General features: G+C 35.5%; 24 protein-coding genes and 1 riboswitch. Of the genes, 19 read left to right on the top strand and 5 right to left on the bottom strand.

Features of this window, described 5'->3' with window-relative positions; translation table 11 throughout:
* Nucleotides 1–27: 27 nt before the first annotated feature.
* The gene (locus A9178_RS08080) at nucleotides 28–609 is read left to right on the top strand and encodes a uracil-DNA glycosylase (RefSeq protein ID WP_068674160.1); all 582 of its coding nucleotides are present in this window, start codon (nucleotides 28–30) and stop codon (nucleotides 607–609) included.
* A gap of 26 nt (nucleotides 610–635) precedes the next feature.
* Here the strand turns inward: A9178_RS08080 and A9178_RS08075 are convergent, their stop codons facing one another.
* Nucleotides 636–1,541, bottom strand: coding sequence for a nuclease-related domain-containing protein (locus A9178_RS08075; RefSeq protein WP_068674158.1), 906 nt, complete (start codon nucleotides 1,539–1,541; stop codon nucleotides 636–638).
* A 657-nt stretch (nucleotides 1,542–2,198) separates the two neighbouring features.
* Complete coding sequence (locus tag A9178_RS08070) at nucleotides 2,199–3,611, bottom strand: purine-cytosine permease family protein (RefSeq protein WP_082918133.1); 1,413 nt, start codon at nucleotides 3,609–3,611, stop codon at nucleotides 2,199–2,201.
* A 435-nt stretch (nucleotides 3,612–4,046) separates the two neighbouring features.
* Nucleotides 4,047–4,124, top strand: a riboswitch (ZMP/ZTP riboswitch).
* Between the two features lie 200 nt (nucleotides 4,125–4,324).
* On the opposite strand from A9178_RS08070, the gene serC reads away from it, so the two are divergent.
* On the top strand, nucleotides 4,325–5,407 hold the full coding sequence (gene serC, locus A9178_RS08065) for a 3-phosphoserine/phosphohydroxythreonine transaminase (RefSeq protein ID WP_068674156.1): 1,083 nt from the start codon (nucleotides 4,325–4,327) through the stop codon (nucleotides 5,405–5,407).
* A 15-nt stretch (nucleotides 5,408–5,422) separates the two neighbouring features.
* On the top strand, nucleotides 5,423–6,622 hold the full coding sequence (locus A9178_RS08060; protein ID WP_068674154.1) for a phosphoglycerate dehydrogenase: 1,200 nt from the start codon (nucleotides 5,423–5,425) through the stop codon (nucleotides 6,620–6,622).
* Between the two features lie 322 nt (nucleotides 6,623–6,944).
* On the opposite strand, the gene A9178_RS08055 is transcribed toward A9178_RS08060, so the two are convergent.
* Nucleotides 6,945–7,751: a YitT family protein gene (locus A9178_RS08055; protein WP_068674152.1), complete on the bottom strand. Its 807-nt coding sequence runs from the start codon at nucleotides 7,749–7,751 to the stop codon at nucleotides 6,945–6,947.
* A gap of 161 nt (nucleotides 7,752–7,912) precedes the next feature.
* Nucleotides 7,913–8,245 carry a chaperone CsaA gene (csaA, locus tag A9178_RS08050; RefSeq protein WP_068674150.1) on the bottom strand — a complete coding sequence of 111 codons (333 nt, stop codon included), beginning with the start codon at nucleotides 8,243–8,245 and terminating at the stop codon, nucleotides 7,913–7,915.
* A gap of 128 nt (nucleotides 8,246–8,373) precedes the next feature.
* Between csaA and fabF the strand changes: the two genes are divergently transcribed.
* From fabF to A9178_RS07965, 16 genes are all read left to right on the top strand, one after another.
* On the top strand, nucleotides 8,374–9,630 hold the full coding sequence (gene fabF, locus A9178_RS08045) for a beta-ketoacyl-ACP synthase II (RefSeq protein ID WP_068674281.1): 1,257 nt from the start codon (nucleotides 8,374–8,376) through the stop codon (nucleotides 9,628–9,630).
* A gap of 167 nt (nucleotides 9,631–9,797) precedes the next feature.
* Nucleotides 9,798–10,400, top strand: a complete 603-nt coding sequence (locus A9178_RS08035) for a YpjP family protein (protein WP_231889812.1) — start codon at nucleotides 9,798–9,800, stop codon at nucleotides 10,398–10,400.
* 246 nt (nucleotides 10,401–10,646) lie between these two features.
* Nucleotides 10,647–10,910: a CPCC family cysteine-rich protein gene (locus A9178_RS08030; protein WP_068674144.1), complete on the top strand. Its 264-nt coding sequence runs from the start codon at nucleotides 10,647–10,649 to the stop codon at nucleotides 10,908–10,910.
* 143 nt (nucleotides 10,911–11,053) lie between these two features.
* Nucleotides 11,054–11,437 (top strand): hypothetical protein, encoded by a 384-nt coding sequence (locus A9178_RS08025; protein ID WP_231889807.1) that lies wholly within the window; start codon nucleotides 11,054–11,056, stop codon nucleotides 11,435–11,437.
* A gap of 102 nt (nucleotides 11,438–11,539) precedes the next feature.
* Nucleotides 11,540–11,797: a hypothetical protein gene (locus tag A9178_RS08020; RefSeq protein ID WP_068674142.1), complete on the top strand. Its 258-nt coding sequence runs from the start codon at nucleotides 11,540–11,542 to the stop codon at nucleotides 11,795–11,797.
* Nucleotides 11,794–12,180 (top strand): retropepsin-like aspartic protease, encoded by a 387-nt coding sequence (locus A9178_RS08015; RefSeq protein ID WP_068674140.1) that lies wholly within the window; start codon nucleotides 11,794–11,796, stop codon nucleotides 12,178–12,180. Before A9178_RS08020 ends, A9178_RS08015 begins: the two co-directional genes overlap by 4 nt.
* Nucleotides 12,181–12,438: 258 nt before the next feature.
* Entirely contained in the window at nucleotides 12,439–12,696 is a 258-nt protein-coding gene (locus A9178_RS08010; protein WP_068674138.1) for a hypothetical protein, read from the top strand.
* A gap of 72 nt (nucleotides 12,697–12,768) precedes the next feature.
* Entirely contained in the window at nucleotides 12,769–12,909 is a 141-nt protein-coding gene (locus tag A9178_RS18610) for a helix-turn-helix transcriptional regulator (RefSeq protein ID WP_082918140.1), read from the top strand.
* A 61-nt stretch (nucleotides 12,910–12,970) separates the two neighbouring features.
* Complete coding sequence (locus A9178_RS08005; protein WP_068674135.1) at nucleotides 12,971–13,168, top strand: hypothetical protein; 198 nt, start codon at nucleotides 12,971–12,973, stop codon at nucleotides 13,166–13,168.
* Between the two features lie 76 nt (nucleotides 13,169–13,244).
* Nucleotides 13,245–13,544, top strand: a complete 300-nt coding sequence (locus tag A9178_RS08000; RefSeq protein WP_068674133.1) for a hypothetical protein — start codon at nucleotides 13,245–13,247, stop codon at nucleotides 13,542–13,544.
* A gap of 424 nt (nucleotides 13,545–13,968) precedes the next feature.
* On the top strand, nucleotides 13,969–14,223 hold the full coding sequence (locus A9178_RS07995) for an XRE family transcriptional regulator (RefSeq protein ID WP_068674130.1): 255 nt from the start codon (nucleotides 13,969–13,971) through the stop codon (nucleotides 14,221–14,223).
* Between the two features lie 263 nt (nucleotides 14,224–14,486).
* The gene (locus tag A9178_RS07990; protein WP_068674128.1) at nucleotides 14,487–14,717 is read left to right on the top strand and encodes a hypothetical protein; all 231 of its coding nucleotides are present in this window, start codon (nucleotides 14,487–14,489) and stop codon (nucleotides 14,715–14,717) included.
* A 735-nt stretch (nucleotides 14,718–15,452) separates the two neighbouring features.
* Complete coding sequence (locus A9178_RS07980; protein WP_231889806.1) at nucleotides 15,453–15,809, top strand: histidine phosphatase family protein; 357 nt, start codon at nucleotides 15,453–15,455, stop codon at nucleotides 15,807–15,809.
* A 194-nt stretch (nucleotides 15,810–16,003) separates the two neighbouring features.
* Nucleotides 16,004–16,264 carry an XRE family transcriptional regulator gene (locus A9178_RS07975; RefSeq protein ID WP_068674124.1) on the top strand — a complete coding sequence of 87 codons (261 nt, stop codon included), beginning with the start codon at nucleotides 16,004–16,006 and terminating at the stop codon, nucleotides 16,262–16,264.
* The gene (locus A9178_RS07970) at nucleotides 16,233–16,496 is read left to right on the top strand and encodes a type II toxin-antitoxin system RelE family toxin (RefSeq protein WP_068674122.1); all 264 of its coding nucleotides are present in this window, start codon (nucleotides 16,233–16,235) and stop codon (nucleotides 16,494–16,496) included. The genes A9178_RS07975 and A9178_RS07970 overlap by 32 nt, the downstream gene beginning before the upstream one ends.
* Before the next feature lie 302 nt (nucleotides 16,497–16,798).
* Nucleotides 16,799–17,095, top strand: coding sequence for a rhodanese-like domain-containing protein (locus A9178_RS07965; protein WP_068674120.1), 297 nt, complete (start codon nucleotides 16,799–16,801; stop codon nucleotides 17,093–17,095).
* A 45-nt stretch (nucleotides 17,096–17,140) separates the two neighbouring features.
* Here A9178_RS07965 and A9178_RS07960 read toward each other — a convergent pair whose 3' ends face one another.
* Nucleotides 17,141–17,857 (bottom strand): NAD-dependent protein deacylase, encoded by a 717-nt coding sequence (locus tag A9178_RS07960; RefSeq protein WP_068674119.1) that lies wholly within the window; start codon nucleotides 17,855–17,857, stop codon nucleotides 17,141–17,143.
* Nucleotides 17,858–17,954: the final 97 nt, after the last annotated feature.

Below are 17,954 nucleotides of genomic sequence, written 5' to 3'. Positions count from 1 at the left end.
TTTTATTACTTACAAGGAGTGAGTTATATGTCACCATTCTGCCCAGAGATTTGGCCAGAAGACCGAACTCCAGAAGTACAAAGGAATTGCAAAGAGTGCGGGTTGTATGAGCAAGGTTCACGCATGATTTGGGGTGAAGGAAATCCAAAGGCTCCTATTATGATTATATTAGATAATCCAGGAGCAAGAGAAAGCCGTGAAGGAAGTCCCTTTGTATGTGGAACAAGACAGACCTTGCAAAAAGCTGTTTTCGAAACAGGATTAACGAAAGAAGAGATCTATGTTACTTATATTCTGAAAAGAAAACCGATTCGTGCATACGAGAAGGATAGAACAAGGGCAATTTGCATTCATCACTTAGAAAATCAAATTCAAATTCAAGAGCCATCCCTAATTCTATGTTTAGGAAATGTAGCAGTACAATCATTTTTCCGTAATCTGGAGTTGGATGTAAAAGGGTTAAGAGGAAACTGGCATGAAGTTGAAGGATACCAAACAACAGCAGCCTATCATCCACTCGCTGTTCGACGAAGGCCAAATTTATATCCATTATTTCTTGAGGATATGCAGTTTGTTGCAACAGAGTTGGAGAGAAAAGTAAGAGAGTAGTGGTCTATACAGGGCTTCTGCTCTTTTTACTTATAATAAGTCCATCGCCATTCACCAACTTTTGTATAGTTTTTGCTAAGAATGCTTTGTATAACTTTCTTTGAACAGATAAAATTGCTCCATTCATAAATGTTTGTTGTCGTTAGTTTTTTGGAAGGAAAGAGAAGCGTATATTCATTAATATTACGTATTACTGCTTCACTTAGGTTATTTTCGTGCTCACACTTTTTACAAGTGTATTTTTTACCGGTTGTATGAACAGAAAATGATTCACATCTTAAACAGGTGATTCCTTTACGAAGTTGATTGAAATAATACGGTGGTAGTTGGCTATAGGGAGATTCATGGCTATGAAGGGATAACAGTTTGTCCGCTAACATCCTATGTTTTCCAGCTAATCTTGAAGGCAATCTGTTTAAATTACTAAAATAGCGAGGTAATTGAGAAGCATAAATGATTGGCTTATGAAGAGGCGCCTGATATAAAGTGAATTCTGGATTAATAAAAACAACTGCTGCTTCAATCGGATTTACAAACCCATGGCTAAGTAGTAACTGACGAAGTAGAGATTCCGTTCTTCCTAATTGGTACAAAGGATTAATTAGTTCGAATTTAGGCATTTTATAGAGTTTATCTAATTCATAGTAGTGGTCGCCTGTGAAGTTTTTGATCTCATAAAGGAGGATTTTTTCTTGAGTGATAATTAGTGAGTCAATTTGAAAGGTAGTATTATTCGCTTTTAGTAGCAGGTCATTTAATATCAAACAATCACAATGTAGTTTTTTGGTAAATGAATCAAATAATAACTCTCCCTCATATCCTCTTTTTAGATTGAAATAGTGCTGTTTATCATTATTAGATAAATTCATTCTTTTGTTAAGATACTCTAGGACTATTAATTCCTTAGGTTTACTTCGGGACTTATATTCCATTTTTTTATACACATCCTTTAGTTTATTAGCATGATAGTAACATATTTATTTAATTATTTGAAATTTTTTGTTGTCTTTTATAAATAAAGTGAGAATCAGAACGAATAACAAGGTTCTATGCTCCTGAAAGCGAAGGAAATGCAAGTGCGGTGTCGAATAGAAGGTTTCTATGCTCCCGAAAGCAAAGGAAATGCAAGTGCGGTGTCGAATAGAAGGTTTCTATGCTCCCGAAAGCGAAGGAAATGCAAGTGCGGTGTCGAATAGCAAGGCCCTATGCTCCCGAAAGCGAGGGAAATGCAAGTTCGAGGTCTAATAGAGGGTTTCTATGCTCCCGAAAGTGAAGGAAATGCAAGTGCGGTGTCGAATAGAAGGTTTCTATGCTCCTGAAAGCAAAGGAAATGCAAGTGCGGTGTCGAATAGAAGGTTTCTATGCTCCCGAAAGCGAAGGAAATGCAAGTGCGGTGTCGAATAGCAAGGCCCTATGCTCCCGAAAGCAAGAGAAATCCAATCGTGATGTTGAATAGAAGGTTTCTATGCTCCCGAAAGCGAAGGAAATGCAAGTGCGGTGTCGAATAGCAAGGTTTCTATCCCCCGAATGCCAAAAAAACCTCCAAAAATACCTTTTGGAGGTTCCATCAATCAATGGGCACGTTAACGTTAACGAATATAATCCTCTTTTTCAATGTCAGTTGCTTCTTTCTTAACATAGTATTTTCCATTTGTATATTTTGCTAAAATAACGGTTAGGATAGCAGCTAGTATAGATGCGAAGAATGCAGCAGTACTTTGTAAGAACTCCCCCATAAATCCTAGCGCAGCAATGGTTCCTATACCACTCGCAATAATTAAGGAAACCACACCAACAGGATTCCACCTATACAGATTTTCCTGTCTTGCTTCATAATAACCTGGGCCGATTTTCATAACTTTTTTAACAATAATGGCATCGGTCACTAGAATGGTTGCCCAAGTCAATAGGAAAACACCTTGGAATGTCATTGCTAATTCGAGGTGGTCTGTGATACCTCCAAGCATAAGAACAATTGCGGAGATACCTGTAATAACTACCCAGAATCGTCTGCCTGGTGTGAATTTAAAGATGTTCTCAAAGAAAGAAGATAGAGATAGAGATCCACTATAAATATTCGTAATGTTAATTCGAATTTGGGTTAGCATGGTGAATAAAGCTCCCCAGAAGCCGAGTAGAAGTACGATATAAACACCAGGATTTGCTTCACCTAATCTAACACCGAACCAGATTCCTAACCCACCCATAACACCAAAACAGAATATCTGCGGGATAAATCCAATGGCAAAGATTCCGATTTTCGTGTCCTTTGGCTTCAAAAATCGTGTATAGTCTGAGGCGAGTAGTGGTGTTAAGCCCATAATTCCATGTTGCATTCCGATACATAATAATAACGCTGTACCCCCGACTTGAACCCCTTCAGGCATGTAAGTCCAGAAGCTACCTTCATAAACCGATGGTGTCAGAAAGGCCATAATAATTGCTGCTATTAGGAATATGAAGAATAAAGGTAGTGACCACTTTTGAAGTTTATCTAGTTGTTTAATTCCGAACCAATTTAGTGGAATAACGATGGTCCCAAAAACAACAATTAACACCCACTGCGGAATGATGGGTAAGAATTCGTGTACTGCAGCGACTAGGATCATTCCTTCGAGTGCACAATACATGATGAAATTAGTGGCATAAATAAATGAAGTTAAAGAAGCACCGATATATCCAAAACCGCCACCTCTAGATAGTAAATTTACATTCATTCCAGATTTTGCGGATAGATATGCGATGAATGTCCCTAGAATTCCGGCGACAATAATAGCATATACGGCGGATATAATGGCATTAATTGCCCCAAACTGTAGGGCCATGACGCTTCCCATTTGAAAATAAAAAATGGCGGTAGCAATTCCGAAAGTTATATTTGTAATGCTAAGCCACCCCATATTTCTTTCATTACGTGGTACGCGGCCTAATGAATAGTCATCACCTGACTGTTTTTCATTATTAGTGCTGATTTCATTTTCACTTTTATCAAAAGCTTCCATTATAAAACAACCCCCTTGTTCATTTATTCACATAGTAATAAGATTAAAATTTAATGACTGCTTTTCATTGCTTTTTAAAAAATCAGCGCTACAACTAATTGTAACAATAACATTGTGAATCAACAAACGTGATTTATTGCCAAGAAATCGCGTATATAACGTGAATTTTGAAAAAAGTCACATTGAACTACTTAAGACATAATAATAATCGCTTATATTCGGTATATATCACATATGCTCGGAATTTCCTGTATCAATCTCATAAAGTTGATAAGAAAAACAGACAGGAAAAGCCAGAATCTGTATTGAAACCATACTGTTTTTGCTCTTCCGATTTTTCATATGAATCTATAACAAGTACAAAGAGTCCCTACATTACCAGTAAAAAAGGGTTGAATGAGATTAGAAGTTTTGGTAAGATGAAATTAAATTTACAGAGCTATGTGTAACTGGCGAACGCGGATCACCGCGAGGGAGCACATAGTTTATAAGCCGTTCGCCTGGGCAGAGGTAAGGGAATCAATCGTTCACGATAGACCCTTGCCTCTTTATGTTTTTAATGGGAAATTCCAAGGAAGGGAAATTTGGCCTACAAAGAATGCACAGAATATTGTAAAATAAGAGAGTGTTTTATTTTAAACCTAAATTATTCAAATTGAATATTAAATATCATTTAATAGATTTATATCAAACATAAAGGTGTGAAGGTAACGATGAATAGAGTCTACAATTTCTCAGCAGGTCCTTCTATGCTTCCATTACAAGTATTAGAAAAGGCTCAAAAAGAACTAGTCAATTACAATAATTCTGGAATGTCTGTAATGGAGTTAAGCCATCGTTCAGGTTGGTTTACGGATATTATCACGGAAGCAGAACAACTTTTAAGAGAGTTAATGGGGATTCCTGATAACTATAAAGTACTTTTCCTACAAGGAGGAGCGTCTCAACAGTTTGCGGCTATTCCTATGAATTTATTTGGTGAAAACAAAAAGGCAGATTTCGTTCATACTGGTTCATGGTCGAAAAAGGCTATAAAAGAAGCGGAGAAATTTGGAGACATCCGTGTCATTGCTTCTTCAGATGATAAAAATTTCACCTATATACCAGCTATAAACAAAGAAATTGTGGATCCTGAGGCAGCTTACGTTCACATTACTACAAACAATACAATAGAAGGTACGGCCTTCCACGAAATTCCGGATACAGGAAGCGTTCCGTTAGTAGCTGATATGTCTTCTAATATCCTATCTGAAGAAATCGACGTTACGAAATTTGGTTTAATCTATGCTGGGGCACAAAAGAATATCGGTCCAGCAGGGTTAACGGTTGTCATTATCCGTGAAGACTTAATTGGCAAAGCGGAAGATAACTGTCCAACCATGTTAAACTTTGCGACACATAGTGAAAGTGGTTCTATGTACAACACACCTCCAACTTTTGCTATCTACATGGCAAAATTAGTTTTTGAGTGGATCAAAGAACTTGGCGGGTTAAAAGAAATGGAAAAGATGAACCGTGAAAAAGCGGACATTTTATACCGTTGTATTGAAGAGTCTAACCTGTTTACTTCTCCTGTTGAAAAAGGTTCAAGATCTATTATGAACATTCCTTTTGTTACACCTTCAAAGGAATTAGATGCTTTATTCGTGAAAGAAGCGAAAGAAGCAGGATTAGAAACGTTAAAAGGTCATCGTTCTGTTGGTGGCATGAGAGCTAGTATTTATAATGCAATGCCGGTTGAAGGGGTTCAAGCGTTAGTAGAATTTATGAAAGAATTTGAACAAAAACATCAATAAAGGGCGGGAATATAAATGGCTACTGTAACTATGAGTAAAGAAAAAACGATTAAAACATTAAATCAAATTGCCGAAATAGGTCTAAAAGAATTTGAACAAGAAAAGTATACGGTTAACAATGATGTCGAAAGTCCAGATGCAATTTTAGTTCGTAGTTTTAATATGCATGATATGGAATTTGATCATAATTTAAAAGCTATCGCACGTGCAGGTGCTGGGGTTAATAATATTCCAATCGATACATGTACGGATAAAGGAATTGTTGTATTTAACACACCAGGTGCGAATGCGAATGCTGTAAAAGAACTTGTTATTACTTCTTTAATGGCATCTTCCCGTAATCTATTTGAAGGTATCGCTTGGGCACAAACGATAGAAAATGAAGGTGAGCAGATACCTAAACTAGTAGAAGCAGGTAAGAAACAATTTGTTGGTAATGAAATTAAAGGGAAAACATTAGGGGTTATTGGATTAGGTTCTGTTGGTTCCCTTGTAGCTAATGATGTTCTACATTTAGGTATGGATGTAATTGGATATGACCCATTTATTTCTGTTAATACAGCATGGAATTTATCTCGCAACGTCCAACGTGCAATGTCTTTAGAGGAAGTATATGCGAATGCTGATTATATTACCGTTCACGTACCTTTAACCGATGATACAAAAGGAATGTTCAATAAAGAAACATTTAAGATTATGAAGGATGGCGTTCATATTTTAAACTTCTCTCGTGGAGAATTGGTTAATGAGGTAGACATGGCAGTTGCTCTAGAAAGCGGAAAAGTAGGAAAATATATTACGGACTTTCCTAATGAAACAGTACTGAAAATGAATAATGTTATTTCTATCCCACACCTTGGTGCTTCAACTGGTGAGTCTGAAGAAAACTGTGCCGTAATGGCAGCACATCAAGTGAAGGACTTTTTAGAAACAGGTAATATTGTGAACTCTGTTAACTTCCCGAACGCAACGCTTCCTTATACAGGTAGACGTCGTGTTGCGGCATTCCACCATAACGTGAAAAATATGGTTGGCCGAATTACTTCTGTTATTTCTGAACATGACTTAAATATTGCTGACATGGTTAACAGAAGCCGTGGAGATTATGCCTATACGATGATTGATATCGATGAAGAAGTTAATGGAGATATTATTCCTAGCCTGTTAGAAGCTGTTGAAAAAATTGACGGTATGGTTACGGTTCGCGTTATATAATCATCGTATAGGACAGAACACTAGCCAAGAGTAAAAATAGTTCCGGTTAGCTATTAGCTAGCCGGAACTATTTTTGGCAGGTAGGAAAGTATAAAATCCTTCCTGTCTGCATAAGTGCAACTAAGGCACTCGCCCAAAAGCCTGGCGAATGCCAAGTTTTCTAAGTGTTTCTATTTGTTTATATTGGTTGATTTTCAAGTATATCCTGTTTATATCGGGTGCTTCAATGCGCCCAATACCCGAATATTTCCTATTTCATTGCGTTATAAGAGTGCTTTTGTTTTTTGTTTCTTAATCGATTTTAACTTTTCGTATCTAATTTTTAGTTTTTAGCAAATTCCCCGTCTACTTCTACAGTTTCGAAAATATTAATAAATGCCTTTGCATCGTGTTTCCTTACAATTTCCTTTACCTTGATGGTTTCATAGCGGGTAACAATCATCATTAAGATTTGTTTTTTTTCTAATGTATATCCACCATAACCATCTGAGATTGTAATCCCACGATAAATGGATTGTAATAGTTCCTGTCGTATTTGTTCCCCGTTTGTCGTAACAATTTGCATCGTAAGTTTAATATGATTCGTGTGAACGGCGTCAATTATTTTACCTGTTATAAAGATAGAGATTAATGTATATAACGCAAGATCCCAACCGAAGATAAATCCAGAGAATAAAACAATAACGCCATTCATTGCGGTTAATAACAGTCCAACACTTACGTTACTAGTTCTGGATATAATAATAGCAATAATATCTAAACCACCGGATGTACCAGAGTATTTTAAAATGAGGCCTACACCAGCCCCACCAAGGACTCCACCGAAAATAGCGGATAGTAAGGTGTTCTCTGCTAAAGCGTGAACGGGTAATACATACAAAAAGATGGAAAGTGAAATAACACATAGAAGCGTATTAAGAGTAATTTCCTTGCCAAGTTTGTAATAACCAAGAATTAGGATAGGTAAGTTTAGTAGAAAGTTTAATAATCCAATATCAAACGGAGTAATTAATCCAATTAAAATAGCAACCCCGCTAATTCCACTACTTAATATTTCATGAGGAACTAAAAAAAAGTTAAACGCAAAACTAATAATAAATGAACTAATGATAACAATAAAATATTTCATAAATCCTATCTCCTCTTACTCATTGCGGTATGCTTTACAATTAGCCCCCTATTGAATGAGTTTTACTTTATTTTATTATGTATCAGGGCCTTCCTTTTTAAACTGATTGAAATGGTAAAGGTAAAAGGAACACCCCTTTGCTGTAAGAGGTGTTCCATCATTTAAGCAATTGGTGTTCCGTTTTTAACTGTTTCGTCCGGTTTTAAAAGTATAACATCTCCTTCATCTGGAACGCCACCCAAAACTAAAACTTCGGATTTGAATCCTGCAATTCGCATCGGGGGAAAGTTTACTACACCAACGACCTGTCTTCCGATTAAGTTTTCTGCCTCATATCGTTTGGTTATTTGTGCCGATGAGTTTTTTAAACCAATTTCTTCGCCAAAATCAATCTTTAACTTAATAGCCGGCTTACGTGCCTCTGGGAAAGGTTCAGCTTCAACAATTGTGCCAATTCGCAAATCTAACTTTTGGAAATCATCAAATGTTGCCATATATATCACCTCGTTTTTATTCTTATTCCTATTTTAGCAACATTTGGCAGTTTATAGTATCCGAACTTAAAGATTTTAAATTCAATGTTCAGTCGATATAATATAAATAAGAATAAGATTAAATGGAAATGGGAGAGAACCTTGTGAAGAAAAGAGTCGTAATTACAGGAATTGGAGCGGTGACTCCACTTGGAAATGATGCTTTTACAACTTGGGATAATATAAAGGCAGGCAAATCAGGAATCGCGGAATCTACCTTATTAGATAAGGAGAAAGTGGATGTTAAGATTGCTGGAGAAGTGAAGGATTTTAACCCCAGTGACTATATGGATAAAAGAGAAGCAAGAAGAATGGGGCGTTTTAGTCAGTTTGCTGTTGCTTCAAGTAAAATGGCGATGAAAGATGCTGGGATGATAGTTGGGAAAGACATTAGCCCGGAAAGAATTGGGGTATGGATTGGCTCTGGGATAGGTGGTTTAGGTGAATTTGAGGATAATTTCAAAAAGTTCATGGAAAAAGGCCAGCGACGAGTAAGTCCATTCACTATCCCTATGTTCATACCGGATATGGCTGCTGGAAGAGTTTCTATCGAGCTCGGTACAAAAGGTATGGTGAACTGTTCCGTAACGGCATGCGCCTCCGGGACAAACTCGATTGGTGATGCCTTCCGTGTTATTCAAAACGGCCAAGCAGATGTCATGGTTTCTGGGGGATCAGAAGCATCGATTACGGACATGACGGTTGCTGGTTTTTCCAATATGACTGCCCTTAGTAAAAATCCTGATCCCAACACAGCTAGTCGTCCATTTGACAAAAATAGAGATGGATTTGTTATTGCTGAGGGATGTGGAATTGTCGTGCTAGAGGAATTGGAACATGCTTTATCTCGTGGAGCAAACATTTATGCTGAGTTAGTTGGATATGGTGCAACAGGGGATGCTTACCACATTACCTCACCAGCCCCTGAAGGTGAAGGTGCTAAGCGGGCGATGGAAGAAGCGATAAAAGATGCTGGAATCTCGCCTAATCAAGTGGATTATATCAATGCTCATGGGACTTCCACTACTTATAATGATTTATATGAAACAATCGCAATCAAACAATTATTTGGCGAGCATGCCTACGATTTATCTGTCAGCTCAACGAAGTCAATGACAGGACATCTATTAGGAGGAGCGGGAGGAGTAGAGGCTATATTCTCTATTCTAGCCATTCGCGACTCTATCATGCCACCAACGATTAACTACGAAACCCCCGATGAAGGACTGGATTTAGACTATGTACCAAACGTTGCAAAAGAAAAGGATCTCGATGTAGTCCTATCTAATTCACTAGGTTTCGGTGGGCATAATGCAACAATTATATTTAAGAAGTTCGACGAATAATAGGAAAAGTAGAAATGAGGTGGTGTCTTCCCACCATTCGTTTCTACTTTTTTATGATGGAGCTGAATTTATATTATTATTAACATTTTTGAAACATACAAATATTCCTCCACATGTTAAAATAATTAATATAATGGTTTTGGAGAAGGTGAAACATAGTGAAGGTAATGTTTAAAAAAATACTAGTAGTTCTGACAACGATTGCAACCTTAGGAATGTACACACCAACAGCATTACTAGAAGTTCAAGCAGATGAACCGAAAGATAGTCTCCCAAAGGAAAACCTAAGTGAAAACTCCACTAACGTAGCAGTTTCCATTCAACAAGAAGAACCTATAGATATACAAAGTAATCAAAAAATACATGATAAAGAATATTTTATAAACGATATGATCAATCAAGCGAAAGACCAAACGATGGCTAAATTTGGCCCAAGAATGGTCAATAAAGTAGAAGATGAATTTACAGACCAAATACTACCAGCAATGGAGTCCGTTCTCGCAACTTTAGTAGAGGACGCGGGAGATGATTATATTCATTATGAAATAACAGAATCCCCATCCAAAGGTTACGGCGAAAAAATCTTTCATGTCTATGATCATAGAAAAGGACAAGATGTTGCTAGATTCGATGTTCGAAGGGATAATCGGCCATTAGAAGGTTACTTTTTTAATTTCCATTACCACTTAAGTAAAGATGGGTTTAATGAACATCATGAAATAGGAGATTTGTATTGGGATAAAAACATCCCGCCCAAATGGATGGCATAATAACCGGATCCTTGTATGGGTACAGTGATAGGCGAGAAAACATTAAATAATAAACAAAATAAGGGTTTGCAAATCGCGTAACGTTTTGCAGCCCTTATTTTATATATATCAAATTATCATTTCTGGTTTTTCGATGTGTATTGAGATTTTATGTTAAAAAGTTTTTATAAGTATGTGAAGGAATGATCTTAAACTAAAGGGCAGGATAGTGAAAGAAGCAAAATGTTATTACGAGGTGTAATTTAGATGAAATTTACTTGTCCATGTTGTGGCTATAAAACCTTAGATGAAGAACCACCTGGAACATATGACGTATGTAGCATCTGCTTTTGGGAAGATGATGGAGTTCAATATGATGACCCAGATTATGGTGGTGGTGCGAATATCCCTTCTTTAAGACAAGCACAGAAAAACTATATGTTATTTGGTGCTTGTGAAGAAAGGTGTATTGAGTTTGTAAGGAAACCAAATAAGAATGATGTGAAAGACCCTAATTGGAAACCGTTATAGTTATTAAAGTAACTGGTGCAATAGCTGAAAAAGGAGTTGTCAAAATGATAGCTCCTATTTGCTATTGAAACAGGATTAGCACAATAATCAACAATATGAAATAATAATCAGAAAGAAAAAATTGATTAGTGAAGGTGAAATGATTGAGGAATAAAGTTTACTTATTTTTAGTGCTTTTTTTAACACTTGTTGGTTCGTACCTAATAAAGAAATACTCAGTTAAATCTAATGTTGGGTACACAATCTTTAAGCCGACGGGATTCAGACACAAGTTTCCACTTGTAGATTTAGAACGCAAACAAGTGATTGGTACGGTCTCATATAAAGGGCAAACATATATGACTGTGGTTGTAGATGTAAAATACGATACTTTTCAAATTGAGGGAAGTGTTGATGAATTAGGAGATTTATCTATGGACAAAGACCCTTACGTTGATATGTTTAAACACCAAGCAAAATATTTCATTGAAAACAATATCGATAACCCTACAAAGCATTATGAGGAATTAAAAGAACACTCTTCTTAAACAAATAGGGGCATATCTTTAATAATGAAACTTGAGGAAAATTAATAAAATTTTTGATAAAATGATAATAAGACATTTCTATTTCACAAAGGGGGAGTATGTATGTTATGGGAAGAAGTTCGAAAAGCATATTCTGATAAGTGGGTTGTATTTGAAGCAATTGAAGCTCACTCAGATAGTAATTATCGCATAGTAGACGACATAGCTGTAATAGATTCTTTTGATGATTCAATGGACGCATTCCGTCGCCATAATGAATTACACAAGCAAAAGCCTAATCGGGAACTATACTTCTTTCATACATCTAGAGAGGATCTCAATATATATGAGAAAAAATGGACAGGACTTAGAAAAATATGATTAAGATAAAGGAATTGTCGGAATTACCATTTATAGAGGTTATAGTAACTTTTCAAGGTCGCAGCTTAAAATTAGAGAATGTTTTAATTGATACCGGATCTGCTGGAACAATCTTTAATGTTAATAAACTCGAAGAAATAAAGGTGAAACCAGAACCAAATGATGTAACTCAAACAATTCAAGGAGTCGGTGGGCTTGAGTTTGTATATACTAAAGATATAGATCAAATCTCTATTAACGATGAAATAGAAGTTCAAAACTTCCATGTTGAATTAGGGTCAATGGATTATGGTCTAGAGATTGACGGTATTCTTGGATATGATTTCATGAAGGAAGTAGGTCTAACAATCGACTTGCAACAATTAAATATATCCATAAACTAAGTCCTCTGGTAAAGGGGATTTTTATTTTGCCATGTAAGATAAAATTAGGTTATGTGAAATGTTACACTTAAAGTAACTGGTGCCTTAGCGTAAGAAAAGGGGAGAAGATAATTTGAGTAATGATAGTTCCTCAAAATTAGCAAAGTGGAGAGAAAAGTATGGAGCGATAGTTATTGTATTAAGTTGTTTATTGAGTGCAATCACAATATGGTAGGATATCATGATATAATATAACTAAATATTCTGGAGGTTATTTAAATGAACTGGGAAGATGTACGCCAAGCATTTCCTAAACAGTGGGTTTTGATAGAAGCAACTCAAGCGCATACAAATGGGCAAAGTGAGCGTATCTTAGAAGAGACTGCCCCTTTGAAAAAGTTTTCCAATTCTCCAGAGGCGATGAGGGCGTATCAAGAAATTCATCGGGAAGATCCTAATAGAGAATTATATGTTCTTCACACAAGTCGTAAGAAGCCCAATATCATTGAGAAAAAATGGGTAGGTGTCAGGAGATAGTGAAAAAACTGAAGATAGATAATGATTTATTGCTTGCAGACATGGAACTAACATTTAGGGGCAAATCTCTTCATCTGCAAAGCAGTAGGAGTTAGACGGGAAACGATTGGAAACATTGAGAATGGAAAATATAATCCTTCTTTAAAATTAGCCCTCGACATTGCGAAAGTTTTAAAGGTTTCTGTTGAAGAGTTGTTTCAGTATGAAGACTAGTTGGTATTTGTTTAAGAATAAAATAGAAATAATTAAATGGAATGAATGAGGAGAGAATTAAATGGTCAAAAATTTACCGTTTCTATTGATTATTTTAGTGGTTGGTTGCAGTACGTTAACGATTGCTTTAACTACTTCTTTGCCACAGTTTATAGAAGTATTTTTATTGATAGTTAGTGCTGTATTAAACATATGGAGTATGTTGGGTTTAATAGTACACGTAGGTATTCAAAAATTAAATAGAGGTTTTAGCAAATAGTAATATTCTTATTTTAGTTATAAAACATCCTTATTAAGCTAATAGGTTCTTTTATAAAAGAGGTGGGAGATTAGAAATGAGGACTGTATTAGAACTACTACGCATAATAATTATTTTTGTACTACTTGGGGGCTTAGCTTGGGCAATTATAGGTAACATTTATACAATCAACGGAGTAACTGAAACTTATTCGTGGCTCAGTGCATTATCAATATTAGTTTTACTTTTTGTGTTATACAGAAACAAATTGCAATTCTCTGGTTGGTATAAGGGGAAGGGTAGAAAGAAGTTGCCGAAAAATGTTTCCATTCTATTCATTTCCATTTCTATAATACTAATTATTGCACCATTTATTTTGGGTTCATTATTAAGCTAACGGGAACTTTAGTATAGGAACAGAATACAAAAATAGCCAACCTTTAAATAAACGTCTTGATGAATGAAGAAAGAATCCATTTTAATTAGTTTTTGTCAAAATGATTCTTTAATTCAGGAGATTTCGTATGAAGACACTGAACATTATAACTTAACATTAAATTTCTTGATGGCCGGGAAAGGTTTCTATTATGAATTGTTTCGAAGTGGTGTAGAAGGGACGTAGATAGTTAAATAACCAAGGTTTGTATTTTTCTTAAAGATAATAAATAACAGACATAAATTTTAAGAGGGATTGGTTCGCCTTTTAATGACCTGTTTGTGAGGAAATAAACTTATACAAACTAATGCTACAATTAAGGAGTATATGATACAGTAATAAATAGATGAAACTAGTTGATAAATCAAATAAAGGAGGTTGAATAATGGCTATAAGTAATGAAGAATTAGTTGAAATGGTAAAAAGGCTACCACAATCTGCTAAAAAACCAGCATATGATTATTTAAAATATTTAACTATCAGTCATACCCGTCCAAACTGGGATGAAATTATGGAATTAGAACCAGATGAAACCCCTTTGAGTGATGAGGAAGAACAACAACTAAAGAGTAACTCTGAGTTTGTCTCTTGCGAGGAAGTTATAAGTGAGCTTAATATACCTACTGACACTAAGTCGTGAGTCAATTAAATTTCTAAAAAAACAAGAGAAATCTGTACAGTTGAGAATAAGTACAGCTTTAAAAGGACTGACTATACAACCACCTATAGGTGATATAAAACTGTTAAAGGGTAGAAAAGGATAATTAAGACTAAGAGTTGGAACATACAGAGTTATTTTGAAGTTGATCAAAATGAAAAAATGATTTATATATTAAACTCTTAGTTTTCTTACCAATTTACTTTTAATGTTTTGTTAATTGTAAAGGGAGTGCAATAATCTACATGAGACTATACGATAAACCGGTTAAAGCATATTTGCATAACGACTTGAGTGCTGTTGAAGAACATGACGGGGAACTCATTTATTTTTTTGAAAAGGGGTATGTGACAGTTCTTGGTGAGTTTGAATGTGAAAAGTATGTTGGAGGAACAGCTTGTATTATTTTTAATCAGGAAGATGTTATATCTGTTGGAAAAGGAATGCTACGATTTATTGACAATGAGAGATTATGAGGATCAACAACCTTTTCTGAAAAACGATGTACTTAAAGTAACGGGCAGTTTTGTGGAAGATTCCTGATTGCTCTTTGTTCAGCAATCGGACTAGATTGAAGCATAAACAAATTGATAACAGGTTGATAAAAGTACCAATACTAGTCGATTTCTTTCATAAGAAAGTCGGCTTATTTATTGTAATGCAACACAGAATCGGATGCTATTCCGCAATATGATTTTATATCCGAAACAAACTTATATTAAGTTATGGGAAGAAATGCTAAAGAAAAAATGTTGGGAGTGGATTTCTATTCAAACCATAATAAATAAAATGTCAATTGCAGTGATTCTATTAGTTGTAGTTTTGTTTTCAGTAGATAAATCTATTCTTTTAGGATTCAACTATATAGGAGTTATTCCCTGGGTTTGTTTCATGTTAATAATAAATTACATTAGTAAAATTAGAGAAAAAAGCTGAAATTGATAAAAAGGTAAAAATAATAAGCTGGATTTGTTTTTTTGCAACTGTAATTATAGGATGGTTGTTAATCATTTCGTTTCCTGAAATTTTTAATACATATGGTCTTTAGAACGTGAGAAAACAGTTTTTAACTAATTCAATAAAATGGTACGTCAATCCAATGTGTGCAAGAACAGGGCCATTTTTGATAATAGTGAAGGTATAGTGACGAACTGAGCTTACTAACAACGATAAAATGAACTGTAAGGAGTTTAATAATTGGGTTTTAGAATATGACAATGTTGGCGTTTTTGAAGAGGTCGATTGAATCAGCAATGTTGTTAAATACTAATTTAAAATTTACTTCAGACCCCCTGTTTAGAGAAACCGAATTACCTAGTTCCTTACCGAAATTAGGAGTATTAAAATTAAATCCGAGTATTTGGACTGTAATATTAAGATGCTTGTGGTTTATGGGGTATTCAAGTGATTGTGAGTCTATAAGTGATGCAAGGATTAGAGCTAAGAAGGCAGCCGAAATATTGGTGGGATACGCAAGAGAGCATAAAAATGTAGTATTGGTAGGTCACGGTTTTTTTAATATGTTCGTAGCGAAGGAATTACAAAAAATGGGGATGATAGGTAAGTGAAGAACAAATTCTAAGCATTGGAATGTTACTACATATAAGTTACCTGAGCTAACGGGAACTTTTGCATCACAGGATTACGGACCTTTGATCGGGTTAGTTAATAAAACCTATCTAAACGTCTTACTATTAAATTTTAATTGAAAATGGTTTATAATATATATATAAGTATGCTTGAGACAAAGGTGGTGGAAGAAATGGCTATTCGTAAGGAAGATTTATATAGAATGGTGGAATCTTTAAGCAATGAGGATAAGAAAGCAGCCTTTGACTTTATGGAGTTTTTAATTGAACGCTCAAAGAAACAAAAGCCCAATTTGTGGCAAAAGATTGATGAATTAGAAAGCGATAATGAGCCGTTGACCAACGAAGAAATTAAGCAGTTAGAAAGCGAAGAAGGATATATTTCAGGGGAGGATGCAAAGCGTGAATTCGGACTACAAGTTGATTTACCATAAATCCGCAGTTAAGTTCATCGCTAAGTTAGATAAAACCTCTCAAGAAAGAATTGCAACTGGGTTAAAAGGATTTTTATCAATACCACCAGAAGGAGATATTAAAAGACTTAAAGGACATGAGGGTTTGTATAGGTTAAGAATTGGAAGTTTCCGTGTGATTTTTAATATTGACCACCAAGAGCATATGGTCTTTATTCAAGCAGTTGGAAACCGTGGAGATATTTATAAATAGTTGATTAAGTATAACAACTCTCTGGACTACTCTAGAGAGTGTTTTTTATTGATACAGATTACTTTATCTTTAAAATAAATTGGAACAGTTAAAGGAGACCTTAAGTAAAAAAACTTGCTTCATTCTCTTTTGTTAGAGTAAATAAATAGAAGGAAGGTTTCTAAAACTATATGGTGCATTACCACAAGATGTTGTGCAGCTTAGCCAATTGATTAAGCATTAGAGCGAATGTGCGGTTCGCTAATTTTAATTTAAACAGTAGATAGGTTAAAATAGAATGAAATAAGATTGGAGTGATTATAATGAAAGAAATATCTGCTAAAGAGTTACAGGAAAAATTGGAAAAGGGTGAAAACCTGAATTTAATAGATGTTCGTGAAGATGATGAAGTAGCACAAGGAATCATACCTGGGGCTATACATATTCGCCTAAGTGAAATCCCAGAGCGGGCGGACGAACTAGACAAGGATAAACATTATTATATGATTTGTAGATCTGGTGGACGTAGCGGACGAGCAACGGAATTTCTTAAAGAACAAGGGTTTGATGTGACTAACATGGCTGGCGGTATGTTGGCATGGGAAGGCGATGTACAATAATAAACAAGGGCTATTCCTCAGATTTAGAGGATAGCCCTTTTCATTTTAAGAAAATAACTCCATATCCAACTCACGAAGTAATTCTCCAATTTTTTTATTTGGTATCACTTGATCTGCATAACGGTCCATTTCTGTTTTTTCTTGGTTAACGATGACTAGTTTTGCCCCATGTTCCTTTGCAATAAGAGGAAATTGATTGGCTGGTGTGACGCTTAATGATGATCCTAAAACGATAAATAAGTCAGACTTTACAGCCTCTTCTTGAGCAAATTGGAAAGCATCTTGTGGTAACATTTCACCAAAAAGTACAATGTTAGGGCGTAAGATTCCACCACAGCTACAGTGATATTCTTTGTTTATATATTCTTCACTATCGTATTCTTTCCCACAGGACTGGCAACGTAATTTTTGTAAAGACCCATGGAGTTCAGCAACACGTTTACTGCCTGCCTGTTGATGAAAACCATCCACATTTTGCGTAATAATGGATTGGATCTTTCCCTTTTTCTCCCAATCTGCGAGAATATCATGTCCCTTATGTGGCCCGAATTCCTTTACTTTTAATACGCGTTCTCTGTAAAATTCAATGAACTCATCCACATTATTGTTCAGGGCTTCAGTGCTTGCGATTTTATTCGGGTCTTTCTTGCGCCAAAGCCCGTTATTAGAGGAGCGGAAATCTGGAAGGCCACTTTCTGTTGACATACCAGCTCCTGTAAATACAACCATATTCTTTGCCTGTTGAATCCAATTACTAAGCAAATGATTCCCTCCATTACCATTCGATATTTCTATTATAACAATTAATTCCGTTGACATGAAATAATGAATGTGTTATTACATCTTTATAGGGATTATC

This window comes from Oceanobacillus sp. Castelsardo (assembly GCF_001659985.1).
Classification (GTDB): Bacteria; Bacillota; Bacilli; order Bacillales; family Amphibacillaceae; genus Oceanobacillus.
Note: the sequence above shows the minus strand (reverse complement) of the source record. Positions and strands in the feature narration are given on the sequence as shown.

Coding starts and splice junctions, on each gene's coding strand:
- A9178_RS08020 (WP_068674142.1), top strand. CDS start 11,540: ATGTTATGGGAAGAAGTTCGAAAAGCATATTCTGATAAGTGGGTTGTA.
- A9178_RS08075 (WP_068674158.1), bottom strand. CDS start 1,541: ATGGAATATAAGTCCCGAAGTAAACCTAAGGAATTAATAGTCCTAGAG.
- A9178_RS08070 (WP_082918133.1), bottom strand. CDS start 3,611: ATGGAAGCTTTTGATAAAAGTGAAAATGAAATCAGCACTAATAATGAA.
- A9178_RS08010 (WP_068674138.1), top strand. CDS start 12,439: ATGAACTGGGAAGATGTACGCCAAGCATTTCCTAAACAGTGGGTTTTG.
- A9178_RS07995 (WP_068674130.1), top strand. CDS start 13,969: ATGGCTATAAGTAATGAAGAATTAGTTGAAATGGTAAAAAGGCTACCA.
- A9178_RS08005 (WP_068674135.1), top strand. CDS start 12,971: ATGGTCAAAAATTTACCGTTTCTATTGATTATTTTAGTGGTTGGTTGC.
- A9178_RS08015 (WP_068674140.1), top strand. CDS start 11,794: ATGATTAAGATAAAGGAATTGTCGGAATTACCATTTATAGAGGTTATA.
- A9178_RS07965 (WP_068674120.1), top strand. CDS start 16,799: ATGAAAGAAATATCTGCTAAAGAGTTACAGGAAAAATTGGAAAAGGGT.
- A9178_RS08080 (WP_068674160.1), top strand. CDS start 28: ATGTCACCATTCTGCCCAGAGATTTGGCCAGAAGACCGAACTCCAGAA.
- A9178_RS08060 (WP_068674154.1), top strand. CDS start 5,423: ATGGCTACTGTAACTATGAGTAAAGAAAAAACGATTAAAACATTAAAT.
- A9178_RS07980 (WP_231889806.1), top strand. CDS start 15,453: ATGACAATGTTGGCGTTTTTGAAGAGGTCGATTGAATCAGCAATGTTG.
- A9178_RS08055 (WP_068674152.1), bottom strand. CDS start 7,751: ATGAAATATTTTATTGTTATCATTAGTTCATTTATTATTAGTTTTGCG.
- A9178_RS07990 (WP_068674128.1), top strand. CDS start 14,487: ATGAGACTATACGATAAACCGGTTAAAGCATATTTGCATAACGACTTG.
- csaA (WP_068674150.1), bottom strand. CDS start 8,245: ATGGCAACATTTGATGATTTCCAAAAGTTAGATTTGCGAATTGGCACA.
- A9178_RS07975 (WP_068674124.1), top strand. CDS start 16,004: ATGGCTATTCGTAAGGAAGATTTATATAGAATGGTGGAATCTTTAAGC.
- A9178_RS08035 (WP_231889812.1), top strand. CDS start 9,798: ATGTTTAAAAAAATACTAGTAGTTCTGACAACGATTGCAACCTTAGGA.
- serC (WP_068674156.1), top strand. CDS start 4,325: ATGAATAGAGTCTACAATTTCTCAGCAGGTCCTTCTATGCTTCCATTA.
- A9178_RS08000 (WP_068674133.1), top strand. CDS start 13,245: ATGAGGACTGTATTAGAACTACTACGCATAATAATTATTTTTGTACTA.
- fabF (WP_068674281.1), top strand. CDS start 8,374: ATGGGAGAGAACCTTGTGAAGAAAAGAGTCGTAATTACAGGAATTGGA.
- A9178_RS08030 (WP_068674144.1), top strand. CDS start 10,647: ATGAAATTTACTTGTCCATGTTGTGGCTATAAAACCTTAGATGAAGAA.